At 69.7% G+C, this 19998-nt stretch carries 17 protein-coding genes, 1 pseudogene and 1 riboswitch; of the genes and pseudogenes, 3 read left to right on the forward strand and 15 right to left on the reverse strand.

Going from position 1 to position 19998, the window contains the following annotated elements; genetic code table 11:
* The first annotated feature begins 11 nt into the window (after positions 1–11).
* The gene (locus FBY35_RS32675; RefSeq protein WP_142217530.1) at positions 12–2558 is read left to right on the forward strand and encodes an ABC transporter permease; all 2547 of its coding nucleotides are present in this window, start codon (positions 12–14) and stop codon (positions 2556–2558) included.
* Positions 2559–2614: 56 nt separating this feature from the next.
* On the opposite strand, the gene FBY35_RS32680 is transcribed toward FBY35_RS32675, so the two are convergent.
* From FBY35_RS32680 to FBY35_RS32740, 13 genes and pseudogenes are all read right to left on the reverse strand, one after another.
* Positions 2615–3904, reverse strand: coding sequence for a class I SAM-dependent methyltransferase (locus FBY35_RS32680; protein WP_142217531.1), 1290 nt, complete (start codon positions 3902–3904; stop codon positions 2615–2617).
* 818 nt (positions 3905–4722) lie between these two features.
* A complete protein-coding gene (locus FBY35_RS32685) occupies positions 4723–6102 on the reverse strand; it encodes an NAD(P)/FAD-dependent oxidoreductase (RefSeq protein ID WP_142217532.1) in 1380 nt (459 codons plus the stop codon).
* Between the two features lie 321 nt (positions 6103–6423).
* Positions 6424–7353, reverse strand: a complete 930-nt coding sequence (locus tag FBY35_RS32690; RefSeq protein WP_142217533.1) for a Ppx/GppA phosphatase family protein — start codon at positions 7351–7353, stop codon at positions 6424–6426.
* A complete protein-coding gene (locus tag FBY35_RS32695; RefSeq protein ID WP_142217534.1) occupies positions 7350–7898 on the reverse strand; it encodes a DUF501 domain-containing protein in 549 nt (182 codons plus the stop codon). The genes FBY35_RS32690 and FBY35_RS32695 overlap by 4 nt, the downstream gene beginning before the upstream one ends.
* Positions 7899–7943: 45 nt before the next feature.
* Entirely contained in the window at positions 7944–8417 is a 474-nt protein-coding gene (locus FBY35_RS32700) for a septum formation initiator family protein (RefSeq protein WP_142217535.1), read from the reverse strand.
* A 79-nt stretch (positions 8418–8496) separates the two neighbouring features.
* Entirely contained in the window at positions 8497–9783 is a 1287-nt protein-coding gene (gene eno, locus FBY35_RS32705; protein ID WP_142217536.1) for a phosphopyruvate hydratase, read from the reverse strand.
* Positions 9784–10099: 316 nt separating this feature from the next.
* On the reverse strand, positions 10100–10765 hold the full coding sequence (locus tag FBY35_RS32710) for a transglycosylase family protein (protein ID WP_142217537.1): 666 nt from the start codon (positions 10763–10765) through the stop codon (positions 10100–10102).
* A gap of 3 nt (positions 10766–10768) precedes the next feature.
* Positions 10769–10944, reverse strand: a riboswitch (cyclic di-AMP (ydaO/yuaA leader).
* Positions 10945–11203: 259 nt separating this feature from the next.
* Positions 11204–12088, reverse strand: coding sequence for a transglycosylase family protein (locus FBY35_RS32715; protein ID WP_142217538.1), 885 nt, complete (start codon positions 12086–12088; stop codon positions 11204–11206).
* A 112-nt stretch (positions 12089–12200) separates the two neighbouring features.
* Entirely contained in the window at positions 12201–13436 is a 1236-nt protein-coding gene (locus FBY35_RS32720) for a cytochrome P450 (protein WP_142217539.1), read from the reverse strand.
* Positions 13433–14416: a nucleoside triphosphate pyrophosphohydrolase gene (locus tag FBY35_RS32725; protein ID WP_142217540.1), complete on the reverse strand. Its 984-nt coding sequence runs from the start codon at positions 14414–14416 to the stop codon at positions 13433–13435. Before FBY35_RS32725 ends, FBY35_RS32720 begins: the two co-directional genes overlap by 4 nt.
* A gap of 21 nt (positions 14417–14437) precedes the next feature.
* On the reverse strand, positions 14438–15088 hold the full coding sequence (locus tag FBY35_RS32730) for a SurA N-terminal domain-containing protein (RefSeq protein WP_142217541.1): 651 nt from the start codon (positions 15086–15088) through the stop codon (positions 14438–14440).
* Between the two features lie 137 nt (positions 15089–15225).
* The gene (locus FBY35_RS32735) at positions 15226–15651 is read right to left on the reverse strand and encodes a GtrA family protein (protein ID WP_142217542.1); all 426 of its coding nucleotides are present in this window, start codon (positions 15649–15651) and stop codon (positions 15226–15228) included.
* Positions 15648–16244 (reverse strand): annotated as a pseudogene (locus FBY35_RS32740) (glycosyltransferase); the annotation flags it as partial. The pseudogene FBY35_RS32740 and the gene FBY35_RS32735, both read right to left, overlap by 4 nt.
* Positions 16245–16300: 56 nt before the next feature.
* On the opposite strand from FBY35_RS32740, the gene FBY35_RS32745 reads away from it, so the two are divergent.
* Positions 16301–16669, forward strand: a complete 369-nt coding sequence (locus FBY35_RS32745; RefSeq protein WP_142217543.1) for a hypothetical protein — start codon at positions 16301–16303, stop codon at positions 16667–16669.
* Positions 16670–16858: 189 nt separating this feature from the next.
* Positions 16859–17788, forward strand: a complete 930-nt coding sequence (locus FBY35_RS32750) for a class I SAM-dependent methyltransferase (RefSeq protein ID WP_142217544.1) — start codon at positions 16859–16861, stop codon at positions 17786–17788.
* Positions 17789–17822: 34 nt separating this feature from the next.
* Here FBY35_RS32750 and FBY35_RS32755 read toward each other — a convergent pair whose 3' ends face one another.
* Entirely contained in the window at positions 17823–19343 is a 1521-nt protein-coding gene (locus FBY35_RS32755; RefSeq protein WP_142217545.1) for a serine/threonine-protein kinase, read from the reverse strand.
* Positions 19340–19909, reverse strand: a complete 570-nt coding sequence (locus FBY35_RS32760) for a hypothetical protein (protein WP_142217546.1) — start codon at positions 19907–19909, stop codon at positions 19340–19342. Before FBY35_RS32760 ends, FBY35_RS32755 begins: the two co-directional genes overlap by 4 nt.
* Positions 19910–19998 lie beyond the last annotated feature (89 nt).

Genomic DNA, 19998 nt, shown 5'->3' on the forward strand with positions numbered 1-19998 from the left:
CTGACACAGACATGTTCCGTACCGCCCTGCGCAATGTGCTCGCGCACAAAGCCAGGCTGCTGATGACCGTCCTCGCCGTGATGCTCGGCGTGGCCTTCGTCTCCGGCACCCTGGTCTTCACCGACACCCTCGGCAACGCCTACCGCAAGCAGTCGGCCAAGAGCTACGACAACGTCGCCGTCGCCGTCACCACGCACGCCGACCAGAGCGACATGGAGAAGAACCCCGGGATCGACACCAGGACGCTGGAGAAGATCCGCGGCCTGGACGGGGTCGCCGGTGCCACCGGGCGGGTCTCCGGCTTCGCCGGGGTCGCCGACCAGGACGGCAAGCTGATCGGCAACGGCTGGTCCAACACCGGCGCGAACTTCGCCCCCGGCAAGGACGGCAAGGATTCCGCGTACACCTTCACCGACGGTTCGGGGCCGGTGCAGAACTCGCAGATCGCCCTCGACGAGGACTCCGCCGACAAGGGCAAGTACCGGGTCGGGGACACCGTGCGGGTGGCGACCAACGGCCCGGCGAAGGACTACACCCTCTCCGGTGTCTTCACCACCGAGGACGGCGCCGTCAACGCGGGCGGCAGCCTCGTCCTGTTCGACACCGCCGTCGCGCAGAAGCTCTATCTGAAGCCCGGCCACTTCAAGGACGTCACGATCGCCGCGGCGGCCGGCGCCTCCGACACGAAGATCCTGGACGCGGTCAAGCCGCTGCTGCCCAAGGACGCCGAGGCGCAGACCGGCGAGAAGCTCGCCGCCGATCAGGCCAGGCAGATCGAGCAGGGCCTGTCCAACCTCAACACGATGCTGCTCGCCTTCGCGGCCATCGCCCTCTTCGTCGGCATCTTCCTGATCGCCAACACCTTCACCATGCTGGTCGCCCAGCGCACCAGGGAGCTGGCGCTGATGCGCGCCGTCGGTGCGTCGCGCCGGCAGGTCAAGCGTTCCGTGATGCTTGAGGCGGTCGTCGTCGGGGCCCTCGCCTCCGCGATCGGCTTCGTCCTCGGGATCGGGCTCGCCACCGGGCTGCGCTCGGCGATGACCTCCTTCGGCGCGAAGGTGCCGGCCGGCCCGCTGGTCATCTCCCCCACCGCGGTCATAGCCGCGCTCACGGTCGGCGTCTTCGTCACCGTGCTCGCCGCGTGGCTGCCGGCCCGCCGGGCCGCGAAGATCCCGCCGGTGGCGGCGATGGGCAGCGCCCACCTGCCCGCGACCACCAAGTCCCTGGTCGTGCGCAACAGCATCGGCAGCGTCATCATGCTCGCCGGCACCGCGGCGATCTTCGCCGGTGCGGCGACGGGCAAGGACGACGGCCGGATGATGATCGGCGGCGGCGCGTTCCTGGCGCTGATCGGCATCATCGTGGTGATCCCGCTGCTGTCCCGTCCGGTCATCGCGCTGGTGCGCCCGCTGCTGCACCGGGTCTTCGGGGTCTCGGGCAAGCTGGCCGGGCAGAACGCGGTCCGCAACCCCCGCCGTACCGGAGCCACCGCATCGGCGCTGTCGATCGGCCTCACCCTGGTCACCGGTCTCACGGTCATCGGCGTCACACTGGGCCAGGCGATCGACAGGACGACCACGGACAACATCCGCGCGGACTACCTGGTCACCATGGCGGGCGGCGGCCGCGGACTCGACAAGTCGGCGCTGACCGCGCTGGAGAAGGCGAACGGCGTCAGCGCGATCTCACCGACCCAGAACACCTCGCTGGAGATCAAGGGCGAATACCAGAGCGCCTCCGCGGTCACGCCCGGGGACGTGGAGAAGGTCTTCAACATGAAGACGGTCTCGGGCTCCATGGCAACCCTCGGCAAGGGCGAGATCGCGGTCGACGAGAAAACCGCCACGTCGAAGGGCTGGAAGGCCGGCGACAAACTACCGGTGAAGTTCGCCATCGACGGCGGCAAGACGGAGACCAAGACCCTGACGGTCGGCGCGCTCTACGAGGACAACGATTTCCTCGAGCCCGTCATGGTGTCGACGTCCCTGGTCGCTGCCTACGAGCCGAAGCCGTACATCCCCGAGGTCTGGGTGAAGATGGACGGCGGCGCGAGCGAGGCGAACGAGAAGGCGCTGGTGGACGCGCTGGGCGACAACCCGGCGATGAGCATCATGGACCGCCAGGACATCCGGAACATGTTCGGCGGCATGATCAACACGATGCTGAACATCATGTACGGACTGCTGGCGATGGCCCTGATCATCGCGGTGCTCGGCGTCATCAACACGCTCGCGATGTCCGTCTTCGAGCGTCAGCAGGAGATCGGCATGCTGCGGGCGATCGGCCTCGAACGCCGCAAGGTCAAGCGCATGATCCGCCTGGAGGCGGTGGTGATCTCGCTGTTCGGCGCGGTGATCGGCATCGGGCTCGGGTCCTTCCTGGCCTGGGCGCTGGGCGAGACGCTCAAGTCGGACATACCCGACTACGCGCTGGTCGTGCCGTGGGACCGGATCGGGATCTTCCTGCTGCTGGCCGGGGTGGTCGGCGTGCTGGCAGCGCTGTGGCCGGCGCGCAGCGCCGCGAAGCTGAACATGCTGACGGCGATCAAGACGGAGTAGCAGTACTGATGTCGAGGCCCCGCGACCGTGCCGGTCGCGGGGCCTCTTGCCTTTCCTCAGTTCCAGGTGCGGGTGCGCAGCGGCAGACCGGAGGCACCGCTCGGGGGCGTCTTCACGGCGAGGATCTGGTTGACGCCGATCTTGTTGCGCTCGAAGGAGATCGCGCAGGCGGCCATGTAGAGCCGCCAGACGCGGGCGCGTCCGGGGGAGCTGTGGCGAACGGCCCGGTGCCAGCCGGCTTCGAGGTTGGCGACCCAGCGGCGCAGGGTGAGGGCGTAGTGCTCGCGGATCGACTCGACGTCGCGCACCTCGAAGCCTGCCGCCTCAATGCTGGTGACGGTACGGCCGAGGGGCGCGAGCTCGCCGTCGGGAAAGACGTAGCGGTCGATGAACTCGTCCACGTGGTAGGCGGATTCGTTCTCCTCCGGGGGGCGGGCGATCTGGTGGTTGAGGAGCCGGCCGCCGGGCTCCAGCAGGGAGAAGAGCTGTTCGGCGTACTGGTGGTAGCGGACCTGGCCGACGTGTTCGGCCATCCCGATCGAGGAAATGGCGTCGTACGGACCGTCCTTGACGTCCCGGTAGTCCTGGACGCGGATCTCGATCCGGTCGGTCAGTCCTTCCTCGGCGATGCGCTTACGGGCGTAGGCGGCCTGCTCGCGGGAGAGGGTGATGCCGGTGACCTGGACGCCGTACTCGCGGGCGGCGTGCACGGCCATGGAGCCCCAGCCGCAGCCGACGTCGAGCAGCCGGTCGCCCTTGGTGAGTGCGAGCTTGCGGCAGACGAGGTCGAGCTTGTCGCGCTGGGCGTCCTCGAGAGTGCCTCCGTCCTGCCAGTACGCGCAGGAGTAGACCATGGACGGCCCGAGGACGAGTTCGTAGAAAGCGTTGCCGACGTCGTAGTGGTGGCTGATGGCCCTCCTGTCGCGACGCTTGGTGTGCAACGGCCCGGCGCGGCGGTGGACCTCCTCGGCGGGCGGGGGCGGGGGCGGCAGTACTCCTCCGATCTTCAGCAGGCCGCGGGCGGCGGCGCGCAGACGGGGGTCGAGCAGGAAGTGGCCGGATGCGGGTCTGTCGTCGCCGCGCTCCCAGATGATCCCGGACAGCAGATCAAGCGCGGCGTACAGATCGCCTTCGACGTCGATCTCCCCGGCCACCCAGGCCCGCGCGAGCCCGAGTTCACCGGGCCGCCACAGCAGCCGGCGCAGGGCACGGCGGTGCCGGACGACGAGTACGGGAGCGCGGGGAGGCCCGGCCTCGCTGCCGTCCCAGGCCCGGACACGAACCGGGAGCGGGGCCCCCAGCAATTCCTCGGCAAGAGTGGTCAGCCGCATCGCGGCGTCGCCCATGGCGCACACCTCCGTGACGATGGATCCCAGAAATGCTCGGCACCGCGCGCCGCGGACCTGGCGACGCTGTGCACTCCTGAGAACAAGTCGACCACCCTGCGTGCTTCCCGGGCACGCGCAATGCCCAAGCAATTTATCTGCACCCCACACCTACCCCCGCTGTCGCGCGCCAGGCGCGTTGCCGGGGGCATGGGGGTGGTCCCGCGCACGGGAGCGAGCCGGGGCCACCCAGCGCAGGCGCCGGGGTACGCGGTACCAAGTCGGGCGCGGGCGGGAAAATACCCGCGGCGCGGGAGCCGCACGCGCGGGGGGCGGGTGCCCCGCATCCCTGCAACTCCAGGGCGGGCGGGACAGCGCCAGCCGCGGGCCAGGCTCCCGCGCGGGCGGGTGCCCGCATCCCGCAACTCCAGGGCGGGCGGGACAGCAAGAGCGAACGACAGCTGCCCCGCAGCCCGTGCCGTGCCCCGGGGGTGCCCAGGGTGCCCCCCACATCCCCCGCGAGCGAACCGAGCGAACCACCGCCGCCCCGCGGCACGAGGCCGCCGCCCTCGCCGGGGCGCAGGGGTACGCAACACCCGCATCCACCGCGCCCGCCGCGCTGCCAGGCACCGCGCCCGCGCGAAGCACCGAAACGCCCACCACCACGGCACGCCACAGCCACCGCGGCGCGAAGCCGCCGCCCCCGCCGGGGCGCGGTGGGACCACGTACCCCCCCCGCCAATCAAGGGCGGGCGGGTGGGGCAAGGTCCCCGGGCACAGCGAAGGGGCCGCCCGCACCACGGATGGCGGGCGGCCCCTCGCTGAAGAAGCGCCGGAGGTTAGGAGGCCTTCGCCTTCTCCGGGGCCGGCACGGACGCCGTCGGCGCCGGCTTGGCCGCCTCGTAGAACTCCTCGCGCGGCGTCTCCATCGCGCCGAGCGAGACCACCTCGCGCTTGAGGAACATCGCCAGCGTCCAGTCCGCGAAGACCCGGATCTTACGGTTCCACGTCGGCATCGCCAGACCGTGGTAGCTGCGGTGCATGTACCACGCGAGACGGCCCTTGAGCTTGATCTTCATCTTGCCCATGACGATCATCGCGACGCCCTTGTGCAGGCCGAGCCCGGCCACCGCACCCTTGTTGGCGTGGCTGTACTCCTTCTGCGGGAAGCCCCGCATGCCGGAGATGACGTTGTCGCCGAGGAGCTTCGCCTGCCGCAGCGCGTGCTGCGCGTTCGGCGGGCACCAGGCGTTCTCGACGCCGGCCTTGCGCGCCGCGACGTCCGGGACCTGCGCGTTGTCGCCCGCGGCCCAGATGTAGTCGGTGCCCTGGACCTGCAGCGTGGTCTGCGTGTCGACGTGGCCGCGCGGGCCGAGCGGCAGGCCGTAGCGGGCCAGCGCCGGGTTCGGCTTGACGCCGGCCGTCCAGACGATGGTGTTGGAGTCGGCCTCCAGGCCGTTCTTCAGCACCACGTGACCGTCCACGCAGGAGTCCATCGAGGTCGACAGGTAGATCTCGATGCCGCGGCCCTCGAGGTGCTCCTTGCCGTACTGGCCCAGCTTCGGGCCCACCTCGGGAAGGATCTTGTCGGCCGCGTCGACCAGGATGAAGCGCATGTCCTCGCGCTTGACGCTGGTGTAGTACTTGGCCGCGTCGCGCGCCAGGTCCTCCACCTCGCCGATGGTCTCCGCACCGGCGAAGCCGCCACCCACGAAGACGAAGGTCAGCGCCTTGCGGCGGACGTCCTCGTCCGTCGTCGAGTCAGCCTTGTCGAGCTGCTCGAGTACGTGGTTGCGCAGCCCGATGGCCTCCTCGATGCCCTTCATGCCGATGCCCTGCTCGGCGAGGCCGGGGATCGGGAAGGTGCGGGAGACCGCGCCGAGCGCGACGACCAGATAGTCGAAGGGCAGCTCGTACGCCTCGCCGACCAGCGGCGAGATCGTCGCGACCTTGCGGTCCTGATCGATGGTGGTGACTCGGCCGGTGAGCACCTCAGCCTTGGGCAGCACGCGTCGCAGCGGGACGACGACATGCCGAGGCGAGATGCTGCCGGCGGCAGCTTCGGGGAGGAACGGCTGGTACGTCATGTACGAGCGCGGGTCGACGACCGTGACGGTCGCCTCGCCGTAGCGCATCTTCTTCAGAATGCGTCGAGCTGCGTACAGGCCTACGTACCCACCGCCTACAACGAGGATCCTGGGACGCTCCGTGGTGCTCATGCCATCGAGTATCCACCCCCCTTGGAGGGGTGGCTCGTGAGCCCCTTCACAAGGTGTGGACCCACCTCTGCTACACTGCGCGGCCCACGTGATCGACGTCATGTCACGGCGGTGGAACCACGCTGCAGGGGCGAACGTCGTTCACCCCTCGTGAGCTGGCCCTGGGCGGCCATTTCCGGGTGGACCACGACCCCCGGCTCACATCCCGGCAATGCGCCCTGCCGCACCGGGAATCCACGGCCCCGCGCCCGTCGGACGGAGCGGAGGGGCCTTTCGACCCCCCCACAGCGCTCATCAGGGGACTTTTCCTTGTGAAGAACTTCACGAAGTTCCTTGGCCGACGAGCGACCAGGCGATCCCGTCCAGGATGTCGTGCTCGCTGACGACCACTTCCCGCGCCCCGATCCGCTCCATGATCGTGAGCAGGACGAGCGCTCCGGCACCGATGACGTCCACCCGCCCGGGGTGCATCACGGGGATCGCCATGCGCTCGTCGTGGGTGGACTCCAGCAGCGACGAAGTGATGTCGCGGACCCGCTCGTAGGAGATCACCGAGTGGTGGATCGCCTCCGACTCGTACGCCTCCAGGCCCAGCGCGATCCCCGCCACCGTGGTGACGGAACCGGCGAGACCGACCAGCGAACGGGCCTCGCGCAGCGGGACGGTCTCTTCCGCCAGGTCGAGCGCCGCCTCGATGTCGGCGCGGACGGCGGCGATCTCTTCCGGCGTTGCCGGGTCGCTCAGCGCGTGCCGCTCGGTCAGCCGTACGCAGCCGATGTCGACCGAGCGCGCCGCGCGCACATGGCGGGCGCCGACGACGAACTCCGTCGAGCCGCCGCCGATGTCCACGACCAGCCGCTCCTCATGGCCGGGAAGGCCGCCGGTGGCGCCGGTGAAGGAGAACTCCGCCTCCTGGTCGCCGGTGATCACCTCGGGCTCCACACCCAGGATGTCGAGCACCCCACGTACGAAGTCGTCACGGTTCTCGGCGTCCCGCGATGCGGACGTGGCCACGAAGCGGATCTTCTCGGCGCCGTACTCCTTGATCAGCGTGGCGTACTCGCGGCACGCGGCGAAGGTGCGCTGCAGCGCATCCGGCGCGAGCCGGCCGGTCCTGTCGACTCCCTGCCCGAGCCGGACGATGATCATCCGCCGGTCCAGGTCGACGAGTTCGCCGGTCCCGGGGTCGAGGTCGGCGACGAGCAGGCGGATGGAGTTGGTACCGCAGTCGATGGCCGCGACCCGGGTCACTGCTTGTCCCCCTCTTGCTTGTCCCCCTCTTCACAAGGGGTGACGCAAGGACCCTTGCGCCACCACTCGGGCAGCATCGCGATCGCCTCGTCGCCGAGCGGATTGACGCCCGGCCCGGCCGCGAGCGAGTGGCCGACCAGCACGTGCAGGCACTTCACCCGGTCCGGCATCCCGCCGGCGCTCGGGAAGCCCTTCAGCTCCTCGATCGCGTCACGGCGCGCGATGTAGTCCTCGTGCGCCGCCCGGTACGCGGCCGCCAGCTCCGGATCGGTCGCCAGGCGCTCGGTCATCTCCTTCATCACGCCGTTGGCCTCCAGCGTGCCGATCGCCGAAGCGGCTCGCGGGCAGGTGAGGTAGTACAGCGTCGGGAAGGGGGTGCCGTCGGGGAGCCGGGGCGCGGTCTCGACGACGTCCGGCTGTCCGCAGGGGCAGCGGTGCGCGATCGCGCGCAGCCCGCGCGGCGGCCGGCCGAGCTGCTCCTTGAACGCGGCGATGTCTGCGTCGGTCGGCTCGGTGGGTGCGGTGGTGGGAGGAGGGGTTTCCATGCCTGCCTTGGCTCTAACAGTTCTACGGTTCTACTTGCGGCGGTTCTACTTGCGGCGGTCGGCGCTGTCGACGCCGTCCCAGACATTGGAGTACCAGGGGCGGTCGGCCGCCCCCTCCTCCGTACGGCGCTGCTCCGCCGCCTCGGGGTCGATCATGGTGTAGCCGGTCTCGCCGGGAAGCACGAGATGCAGGTGCTCGCGGGCCAGGCGCTTGACGTACTGGTCGTCCTGGAGGCGTGCCTTCTCGTCCCGCAGCCGTTCCACCTGCTCGCGGGCGTCCGCCAGCCGGCGCTGCTCCTCGGAGATGTCCGCGCGCTGCGACACGTACTGCCGCATCGGATAGGCGAGCGCGACGACCAGCGAGCAGACCACCAGCGCCAGAAAGGCCGCGCGTCCGGTCAGCCGGGAGCGGCGGGCCTGCCGGCGGCTCTGGGAGCGGTAGACGCGTGCGGCGGTCTGCTCGCCGAGCAGCCGAATCCTGGTCGCGGTGGAGAACCGATCGCGGTCCTTCCCGGCCATGTCCCGCCTCCCCATTACGTACGTACGTCCCCGGACACGGTACGGGACCGCGGCCGGGGACGTACGGACGACGGGCTGGTCAGCCCTTGAAGCGCGGGAACGCCGAGCGGCCCGCGTACACCGCCGCGTCGTCGAGGATCTCCTCGATGCGCAGCAGCTGGTTGTACTTGGCGACGCGCTCGGAACGGGCCGGGGCGCCGGTCTTGATCTGGCCGCAGTTGGTGGCGACGGCCAGGTCGGCGATGGTGACGTCCTCGGTCTCGCCGGAGCGGTGGGACATCATGCACTTGAAGCCGCTGCGCTGGGCGAGCTCCACGGCGTCCAGGGTCTCGGTCAGCGAACCGATCTGGTTGACCTTGACCAGCAGGGCGTTGGCCGCGCCGTCCTCGATGCCGCGGGCCAGGCGCTCCGGGTTGGTGACGAAGAGGTCGTCGCCGACGATCTGGACCTTGGTGCCCAGCTTGTCGGTGAGGACCTTCCAGCCGGCCCAGTCGTCCTCGAACAGCGGGTCCTCGATGGAGACCAGCGGGTAGGAGGCGACGAGCTCCGCGTAGTACTCGGTCATCTCGGCGGCCGAGCGGGACTTGCCCTCGAACTGGTACGTGCCGTCCTTGTAGAACTCGGAGGCGGCGACGTCGAGCGCGAGCGCGATGTCCTTGCCGGGGACGTAACCGGCTTCCTTGATGGCCTCGAGGATCAGGTCCAGCGCGGCGCGGTTCGACTCCAGGTTCGGCGCGAAGCCGCCCTCGTCGCCGAGGCCGGTGGACAGGCCCTTGGTCTTCAGGACCTTCTTCAGCGTGTGGTAGACCTCGGCGCCCCAGCGCAGGGCCTCGGAGAAGGACTCCGCGCCGATCGGGGCGATCATGAACTCCTGGATGTCCACGTTGGAGTCGGCGTGCGAGCCGCCGTTCAGGATGTTCATCATCGGAACGGGCAGCAGGTGCGCGTTCGGGCCGCCGAGGTAACGGAAGAGCGGCAGGTCGGAGGCCTCGGAAGCGGCGTGAGCCACGGCGAGCGAGACACCGAGGATGGCGTTGGCGCCGAGCGACGACTTGTCCGGGGTGGCGTCCAGGTCGAACATCGCCTGGTCGATCAGGCGCTGCTCGGTGGCGTCGTAGCCGACGAGCTCCGGGCCGATCTGCTCGATGACGGCGAGGACGGCCTTCTCGACGCCCTTGCCCTGGTAGCGGTTCTGGTCACCGTCGCGGAGCTCAAGAGCCTCGAACGCACCGGTGGAGGCGCCGGACGGAACAGCAGCACGGCCCGTGCTGCCGTCGTCGAGGCCAACCTCGACCTCGACCGTGGGGTTGCCTCGGGAGTCCAGGATTTCCCGGGCTACGACGACGTCGATGGACGGCACGAGCATCTCCTTCTGGGATGTGACGCTGAAAGTGCAGGGTCTCTTTGGCCTTGCGGCAAGAGCCTAACCGGCGCGGCGGCATCGGTCGGCCGCTGCCCGCCCGCTGGGACGAAAAACGGCATGAAGAGACTCGACGCAGGACAAACAGCGCGTGAACTACCCGGAAGTAACAGCGGTAGCGGCGTGCGGGGCACAGAAAGAACCCCGCTCCGGCGCGCAGGGGGGAATGCGCGCCGGACCGGGGTGGCTGTGGGGGACGGGGCTCCGCAGGTTTCGGTGGTCCGCCGGGCCCACCGAATCCTGGGGCTCCGCCCTGCCCGGGTCAGCTCAGGTGGAGCAGCTGGCCCGGGAAGATGACATCGGCGTCGCTGATGATGTTCTTGTTCAGGTCGAACAGCTTCTTCCAGCCGCCCTTGACCTTCTCGGCCTTCGCGATCTTGCCGAGGGTGTCACCGGCCTTGACCTTGTACTCGCCGTCGCCCTTCTTCACAGCCTTCTTCGGGGCTGCGGGACGCGCGGAGCGGGTGGTGGGGGCCTCGGCGCGCTTCTGGGCCGGCTTCGCGGCGGGCTTCGCCGGCTGCACGGCGGCGGAGCCGCCGTCGTACGGGGCGTTGGACAGGTTCACGCCACAGTTCGGCCAGGCACCCTTGCCCTGGCCCGCGAGGACCTTCTCGGCCACGGTTATCTGCTGGGCCTTGGAGGCCAGGTCGGCGCGGGAGGCGTAGGCGGTGCCGCCGTAGGCGGCCCAGGTGGAGTTGGTGAACTGCAGGCCACCGTAGAAACCGTTGCCCGTGTTGATGGACCAGTTGCCGCCGGACTCGCACTGGGCGACGGCGTCCCACTCGGACGCGGTCGCGGCGGAGGACGAGGTGGCACCCATCAGCGGGAGGGCGACAGCGGCACCGGCGACGCCGGCGAACGTGGCGATACGGGTAGCGCGGTTGAAAGCGGTCGGGCGGCGGTGCTTGGTTTTGCCGGAAAGCAGCATGGAGCTTCTCCTCACCGACGCCTACGAGGTGAGCTGTCGGGTTCGGGCCAAGTGAGTTGCCCGGTCGCACGTCCTTGCATGCGACTTCACCCCAAGCCGGTCTCAGCCGTCGATCTCTCAACAGCCGGGCCCGGCACTTACCTTGGGTCCCCCGCTCCTGCCTTCGGCGCTCTGCGCGACGACTACTCCCCCCGACCGACGGCAGGATTCGGCGTGACGGTCAGTGGTGCCCGCGGTGGCGAGCGGTTCCGACCGTAAACACACGACTCCCCGATGTTCAAAGACGAACATCGGGGAGAAATCGCCCATTCTGCCAAGTGGGACATTTACGTTTCCGCAGGTGACGGGCGGAATGGGTGATTCCGCCGGGTCAGATGCGTCAGTTGGGACAAAGAGACCCTTGTCTCACTTGCGCAGACTCGGACATAGAGGTGCGAACTACCCCTGCCCCAGGTCCAGATCGAGGCTCTGGCCAGGACGGATGAGGTCGGGGTTGTCGCCGACGGTCTCGCGGTTCTTCTCGTAGAGCGCGGTCCAGCCGCCGGAGAGCTTCTCCTTGTCGACGATCGCGGAGAGGCTGTCACCCGGGACGACGGTGTACTCACCCGGAGCCGCGTCCGCACTGTCGGCCTTGTCCGACTCGTCTGCCCCTTCTGTCCCCTCATGCGCCGAACCGTCACCTCGCGAGGCATGACGCCCCGTTTCGCGCTCACTGTCCGCACTGCCCGGCTCGGTCTCCTCGGGGGCCGCCTCGCCGCGGTGCCTGCCATCGCCCTGTGGCGCTTCGGGAGCCGGCGTCGCCGACTTGGTCACATCAGAGGTCGGCTTGGCCGACGGCTCGGCGGAAGGCTCGGCGGACGGGCCGGTCGACTCCTCGGGCGCAGTCGGCGCCGGGGCCTTGATCGCCGGCGAGGGTGCGGTGCCGGGGTCGACGCCGGTCGCCGTGCCGTCGTCCTGCAGCCCCGCGATCGCCGCACAGCTGGACCACGCGGCGGGGCCCTGTGCGTCGAGCACCTTCTCGGCGACCGCGATCTGCTGCGAGCGGCTGGCGAGGTCGGCCGTGGGCGCGTACGCCGCGCCACCGAAGGCCTGCCAGGTCTCCTCGGACATCTGGAGTCCGCCGTAGTACCCGTTGTCGAGATCGGCGCTCCACATGCCCCCGCTCTCGCACTCGGCGACGCGGTCCCACGTGGAGGAATCGGCGGCGGAGGCGGAACCGGCTCCGAGCAGGGGGATCGCGATGGCCGAACCCGTCACCCCTGCCGCGAGAACGATGGCCGGAGCCTGGCGGGGTCGGCGGTGTCGGCCATGGCCGGAGAGCATGCGGTTGCCTTTCGCGTGACTGCTGAGACGGCAGTGAAAGTAACCGCAATCGAGCGCACATCACAAGTCGATGCAGCGGAGATCACGTGAAAGTCACAGTCTTGACGGGCTGTCAGATCTGCCGAGGGGTGAACTCAACGGGCAGAGTGCGCAATCCACGCATAATCAGCCCTCCGCGCCATCGCAAATCGGCTGGATCGCCCGCAAGGCGCAAGTCCGGCATTCTCCTGAGCAGCGTCGCGAGCGCGGTCTGCCCCTCCAGCCGGGCGAGCGGAGCGCCCAGGCAGTAGTGGATGCCGTGCCCGTACCCGAGATGCTGGTTGTCACGCCGGGAGAGATCGAGGGTGTCCGGAGCGTCGAAGCGCTCCGGGTCCCGGTCGGCGGCCGCGAGTACGACGAGTACGGGATCGCCCGCCGCGATCCGCTGCCCGCCGATGGTCAGCGACTCGGTGGCGAACCGCCAGGTCGCGAGCTCCACGGGGCCGTCGTAGCGCAGCAGTTCTTCCACTCCGGTCTCCAGGAGCGCGGTTTCCCCCGCAGCCAGCGAGTGCTGCAGACGCCGGCGCTGTTCCGGGTTGCGCAGCAGCGCGTACACGCCGTTGCCGATGAGATTGACCGTCGTCTCGAAGCCCGCGAAGAGCAGGATGAAGGCCATCGCCGCGGCCTCGTTCTCGGTGAGGTGCTCGCCGTGGTCGCTGGCGCGGATCAGCCCGGAGATCAGGTCCTCGCCGGGTTCTTCCCTTTTACGGTGGATGAGTTCGGCGAGATAGCTCCGCATCTTCTTCACCGAGCGGGCGACTCCGCCGCGTGGCCCGCCGCCGTGACGGATCATCATGCCCGCCCAGTCGCGGAAGTCGTCCTGGTCCTCGCGCGGGACGCCGAGCATGTCGCAGATGGCATAAATGGGCAGCGGGAACGCGAACTCGTGGATCAGGTCCGCCTCCCCCTTCTCCACGAAGCCGTCGATGAGCCGGTCGGTCAACTCCTGTACCCGCGGGGCGAATTCGGCGACGACCCGCGGAGTGAAGGCCTTCGACACCAGCCGCCGCAGCCGGGTGTGGTCCGGCGGGTCGATGTTCAACAGATGCGTCATCAGCTCTGCCTTGCGTTCGCCCGGAATGCCCGTCTTGCCCTTGGCGTGCGCGGGCTCGTCGTGATGCGCGGGATTCTTCGACAACCGCTGGTCGGCCAGGGCCTGACGTGCATCGGCGTACCGCGTCACCAGCCATGCCTCGACGCCACTGGGGAGCCGGGTGCGGTGCACGGGCGCGTGCTCGCGCAGCCAGGCGTAGGCGGGATACGGATCGGTGGCGAACTCCCAGGTGAAGAGTTCGGGCCGGGTGCTCACACCTGGCCCTCGACAGCACGGATCGCGTCCCGGTAGGCGCGGGCGGCGGCGCGAAGCGCGGCCTCCGGGTCGGCGCCCTCGGCCTCCGCGCGGATGGCGAGGGCGAGCAGTTCGTACCCGATGCCGTCGCCCGCGGGCAGCCGCACGTCCAGTCCGGCGGTGCGGACCCGGCTCGCGAGCTTCGCCGCCAGCGCGAGCCCGGGCTGACCCAGCGGAACGCCGTCCGTGACGGAGTCGCGCTGCTTCTCTATCGCCTTCGTGCGCAGCCAGTGCGCCTTGACCTCCTCCGGAGTCTCGGCACTCTCGTCGCCGAAGACATGCGGGTGGCGGTGGATCAGCTTCTCGACGATCGTCGCGGCGACATCGTCGATGGAGAACGGCTCGGCGCCGTCCTCCTCACGGCCTTCCTGCGCGATACGCGCGTGGAAAACCACCTGGAGCAGTACGTCACCGAGCTCCTCGCGCAGCTCGTCGCGGTCGCCGTCCTCGATCGCCTCGACGAGTTCGTACGCCTCCTCGATGCCGTACTTGGCCAGGCCCTTGTGGGTCTGCCGCGAGGACCACGGGCATTCGAGCCGGATCCGGTCCATGACCTGGACGAGATCGAGCAGGCGGGCGCCGGGCAGATCGTACGAGCCGGGGAGCAGCTCCAGATCCGGCATCTGCACCCGGCCCGAACCGGCGAGCCGGGCAAGGCCGTCGGTCAGGGCCTGGTCGCCCTCGCCGGAGGGCAGCACCACGACCGTGCGGGCCCCGGCGCAGGCCTCCACCAGCTCCTGCGCGCTGGGCGCGGCGATCTCGACCCCGATGCCCGCCTCGCGCAGATACGGCAGCTGCGGATGTCCATCATCAGAGCACAGCACCTGGTCAGCGGCGTGCAGCGTCTGCCACGCGGGCCAGGACAGCAGCCCGGGCGCGACGCGGTGGCTCGCTGTGAGAAGGACGATACGGCCGGGAGCGACGGGTGCTTCTGTGGTCACCCGTCGAACCTACCTCTCCGGCTAGGCGCCGGTCGCCACGGTCTCCGGCTCCTTGGTGACCTGGGTGATCCAGGGGGCCTTGTAGGTGCCGAGCTCCAGCTTCTGGTTGTCCCAGGCGCCGAAGCGGGGGTTCACATCGATGTGCAGCGACTTGGCGGCGGCCGTGAATGCCTGGTTCAGCTTCTGCTGGCCCTCGGGGGTGTTGGTCGCGCCGAGGGCGGTGGCCAGCTTGCTGACCAGGATGTCGCGGCGTACGACATCGTCGAGCTGGTCGGGAGCGACACCGCGCTGCTGGAGATACATGGCGGCGAGCTGCTCCTCGCCCCCGGACTGCATCACCAGCTGGGCCCGCCCGTCCTGGATCTCCTTGCGGCTGACCTTGACCCCGGCGTCGTCTGCGGCGCGCTGGACGACCTGGTCGACGATGAGGTCGTAGAGCTTGGCCCGGCTGAGCTGACCGCTGTCCTTGATGAGCTGCGCGGACTGGGGCGAGCGCTGCTGGGCGGCGCGGACGTCCTTCACCTTCTCCTGAACGGTCGCCACCTCGATCCGCTCCCCACCGACGACGGCGGCGGCCCCCGGGTGAGCGTCATTGCCGCAGGCGGCGAGGAGGGGCGCGGCGATCAGAAGCGCGGCGGAGACGGTGAGCGCGGTGCGACGGCGGCGGTGCAAAGGAGCCTCCCGGCGTGATTGTGCTTCGGTGCACAAGACCCTGCGGTGATCGATGGTAGGCAGTCCCAGGGGTCTGGGCCACTGATTCGCCGAACGATTCCCCCGCAGTTGCGGATGCGCGGGCGAAGTAGCCGCACTCATACCTGAGCGACCGGCTCCGGCTCCTTGTGAGCCGGAGCCGGATCCGGAGCCGGATCCGGCCGCAGCATGATCATCCGGGAGACCACGAACGTGATGGGGATCGCCGACGCCTGCGCGATCAGCGGCGAGTAGCGACTGCTGAGGTTCAGCACGTCCACCAGCAGATAGACGCCGCAGGTCGTGACCACGAAGTTCGCGGCGTTGGTGAGCGGGAAGAGGAGGAACTTACGCCAGGTCGGCCGGGTCTTGTACGTGAAGTACGAGGTCAGGAAGAAGGATCCGACCATGCTGAGCAGAAAGGCGACGACATGCGCCGCGACATACGGCAGCCAGGTCAGCAGGGCCAGATAAAGACCGAAGTACGTCCCGGTGTTCACCGCTCCCACCAGGGCGAATCTGACCATCTGGACCTGGACTGTCATCGTCTTACGAGCTCCCCCGTGCGTGTACGCCGCTCTCCTTCCCGCCGCTGCGGAAGGCCGGCGTTGGTGGCCTTCACCAGGAAGTGCGGTCGCCGCTTCACCTCGTAGTAGATACGGCCGACGTACTCGCCGACCACCCCCAGCATCAGCATCTGCACGCCGGCGAGTGCGGTGACCGCCACCAGAAGGGTGACATACCCGGGGGTGTCCACGCCGTTCACCAGGGCGACACCGACAATCCAGGCCGCATACGCCATGGCAATCGTGACCAGGAGAAGGCCCAGATAGACGGCGGCCCGCAGCGGCTTGTTGTTGAAGGAGAGCAGTCCGTCGAGTCCGTAGTTGAGCAGTTTCCCGAAACTCCACTTGGAGCGGCCCTGCTCGCGTACCGCATTCTCGTACTCGAAGGTCGTGGTGCGGAATCCGACCCAGGCGAAGAGGCCTTTGGAGAAGCGGTTGTACTCGGTGAGTTCGAGGATCGCGTCCACGGTACGGCGCGAGAGCAGCCGGAAATCGCCCACACCGTCGACGAGTTCCACGTCGACGAGGCGGTTGATCAGCCAGTAGTAGGCGCGGGCCGTCATCCCTCGGCTGCCTGGACCGGACGAAGCTCACCGCCGCCGTCGAGAAGCTGAAGACGACCGGCGCGGTGTCGATCGAGGTCACGGACAGCGGTGTACGGGCCGAACTGCCGCCCGGCACCAAGGGGACGGCGGTTCTCGCCGCGCCCCGGATCGCGGGCTGGAGCTGCAACGGCAAACCGGCGGGCTCCTACCTCGGGCTCGTCGCCGTGGAGCTGGACGGCACATCGACGACCGTGGACTGTTCCTTCCGCCCGCCCGGCCTGAAGACCGGGGCGGCGATCGGGGGCGCCGGGCTGCTGACGCTGGTCGTGATGGCCCTGCTGCCCCGGATCCGGCGGCGCCCCCGGCGACCTGATGAGCCGGCACCGACGACTGCGGACGCCGACAGCATCGGCATCATGAGCAACTCCCGACCACAGCAAACGCGCCGGTGACCTGCAAAGCACCGGCCCGACGTACACGCTCGGACGGGCGGGCGGATCCGGCCCGTCCGGCGCCTCAAGGGGTACGCGGCATTCCGTCGCGACTCCTTCATGGTTCAGCCGTCGCGCGGACATCAGGACTTCATCTGCAAAGCATCCGGCCTTGGCCCGCGCGGTCGGGTTGCGGCGTAGCGTCCCCGCATGCCCCCTCTCCTTGACAACCGGCTGGCGAAGCGCGTCCTGAGCCCGGCGCTCACCTTGATCGACCGGCGCATCGAGCAGCAGGTGAAACGTGCCACGCACGCTCTGCAGACCGATGTGAACGCGCTCACCGCACAAGTGGCCGCCCTGAAGAGTCCGCAGTACGGACTCGGTCTGCTCGTCGACGGAACGGGGCGAAGCGGCCACCGGATGCCCACCGCCGCCCAGATCTACACCCTCACGCGTCAGATCCAGGGCGTGGCGGACGGCAGCCGGCACGCTCTCCGCAATGTGACCGTCGCCTATCGCACGGTGATCGCCCTGGAGTCACTCGGTGTGGGCAGGCTGGCCGGGTCCACCTCCAACGTGTGCGGAAAGCTCGCCACGGTGCCGCTGCTCTCCCCGCCCAACGGCAATGTCCTCGAAATCGGCACCCTGTACGGCATGTTCGCCGCGGGCCTGATGCGGATGCTGCACCGGTCCGGGGCCGAGCCGCATCTGACGATCGTCGATCCGCTCGCGGGCGCGCAGCTCCAGCCCGGCGCCGCCCCGCAGGGCGCGGATCCGACCGGCACGCCGGTGCGCGAGGACGTCGTCCGGGCCAACCTGGCGCTCGGCGGCGTCGGTTCGGTGATCGACGCGCGGATCCAGCAGGGCTTCTCGGGCGACCCGGATGTGCGGGCCGCCGTCTCCGACCGGGAGTACGGGGTGATCGTGGTGGACGGCGATCACTCGATGGACGGGGTGCGGGCCGATCTGGAATGGGTCGAGCAGATCGTGGCCCCGGGCGGGATCGTGGTGCTCGACGACTACGGCGACAAGGCCTGGCCCGGGGTCCAGGACGCGCTGGACAAGCATCTGGCGAGCGGGACGTCGCGTTTGAAGCTGCTGGGGCGGGTGTCCACCTCGGCGTATCTGCGCGCGAGCTGACCGCCCGGCGGCCCTCCCGGCGACCGTCGCGGGATCACCCCCGGTGGAACTGCCCCTGCCGGTCGAGCGCACGACGCAGTTCCACCGGCAGGGCGTGGTACGGGCCGTACGCACGCTCCGTGTCGTAGAGCAGTGCCTGCAACTGCACCCGCGCCGCCGTGTGGTCGCCCACCGCGAGCAGGAGATTCCCGATGCGGTGGCGCACGTCGTAGGCGCGGGCCGCGTTGGCGCCTCCCGACTGGTGGTTCTCGTAATACGGCAGCACGGCGCGGTACTCCGTGAGGGCGGCTGCCGCATCGCCCAGCTGCTCCAGGCACTGCGCCGCCTCGTGGCGGAACTGCAGCGTCTGCGGATCGGCCGGGCCCGCCTCGGCGGCCCGGTCGTCCGCGAGTCGGCGCAGCTCCGGCAGCGCACGGCGGTACTGGCCGTCGTCCATCAGCGTGCTGGCGTACTGCTTGCGCAGGATCCGGACGACCGGGGAGTGCTCGCCGTGCTCGGCGGCGGCTGCCGGGAGTATCCCGCCGAGGATGTCGACGGCCCGGGTGATGCTGCCCTCGCCGAGCAGCCGCTTGGCCTCGTCGACGGCGGCGGCGACATCCGGCCGGGGCCCCGGCGGCACCGGTGGTGCGGCCGGCGGCGGGGACGCGACGCGGTCGGGCCAGGGGGCGTGCGGGCGCAGAAAGGGGCGGGTCGGATCGAGCGGGCCCTGGGGCGTGCCCCGGCCGGGCAGCAGCGGCATCAGCGCCTCGTACACGTCGTGCGCGCCGGCCGGCCTGTGCTGCGGGTCCTTGGCGAGCAGCCGCAGCACCAGCGCTTCGAGCGGCTCGGGTATCTCGGGGCGGAGCCGGCGGACCGGGAGCGGCGGCTCGTAGAGGTGGCGGTGCAGTACGCCCAGGGCGGTGGAGCCCGCGAACGGGACGTTCCCGCTGAGGAGTTCGTGGAGCAGCACACCGAGGGCATACAGATCGGTGTACGGGCCGACCGCGCCGCCCATCGCCTGCTCGGGCGCCATATAGGCGGGGCTGCCGATGGGCGAACCGGTGTGGGTCAGGCGCGTGGTGTCCATGTCGATGACGGAAGCGACGCCGAGGTCGAGCACGGTGACGGTGCCGTCGGGCTTCACCATCACATTGCGCGGCTTGAGGTCGCGGTGGACGATCGGCACGGCGTGTACGGCGGCGAGCACGGCGCACAGCTGCACGGCGACCGAGACGGCCCAGGGCCAGGGGTAGGGCTCGTGCTCGGCGAGATGGTCGGCGAGGTCCGCGCCCTCGACGTACTGCATGACGAGAAAGAGGTCGTCCTCGTCGCTGCCCGCGTCATGGACTGTCACCAGGCCCGGGTGCGAGACCTGGGCGGTGACACGGCACTCTCGTACGAAGCGCCGGCGCATCTCGTCGGCGGCGGTGGCGGCGGCCATCCTGTCGGGGCGCAGCAGCTTGACGGCGACGCGGCGGTCCAGACGTTGGTCGTACGCCGTCCAGACCTGGCCCATGCCGCCCTGGCCGATGACGATCAAGAGCTCGTAACGGCTCGCGATGACACGTCCGTTCACCGACCGGGCTCCTTGCGGTCCTTACGGAGGTAGTCGCTGAGCTCGTCCAGTTCGGCACGGACCTGGTCGATGCGGTGCGGCTTCGGCTTCGGCTTCGGTACAGGGGTGGGTGCCGGCTGCGGGGCCGCTGGGGGCTGGTAGCCGTAGGCCGGATGCGGCGGGGGGGTCTGCTGCGGGACGGTCTGCTGCGCCGACGGCGGAACCGGCGGCACGTACGGGCCGGGTGTCGACGGGTCCGGCCACCGCCGCTGGTGGTGGCGCAGGTCGAAGACCAGGAAGTACACGGAACTGGCGATGCCGAGGCAGAGCAGGATGAGCAGGGCGACATCGCCCCTGGGGTCCGACGTCGGCAGCGCACCGACCACGGCGAACGCGGTGACAGCCAGCGGGATGCTCAGGGCGCCCAGTGTCCAGTCGAACCGCCGGCGGCTCAGAAAGGCGATCCGGAACAGCGGCAGAAAGGACAGCAGCCCGCACGACACGAATCCGCAGACGGCGAACAGGACGCGCAGGGCGATGACCGTGCCCTCACCGCGGGAGGGCGGCGCGGCGCCGTGGCCGTACATGGCTGCTCCTGAAGACCTGGGGACGAGGCGGGTAGGGGACGAGCGTATACACCGACACGGACATCGGGTCCTGGGTTGTTCGGACCGTT

Origin of the sequence: Streptomyces sp. SLBN-118, assembly GCF_006715635.1 — a bacterium.
Classification (GTDB): Bacteria; Actinomycetota; Actinomycetes; order Streptomycetales; family Streptomycetaceae; genus Streptomyces.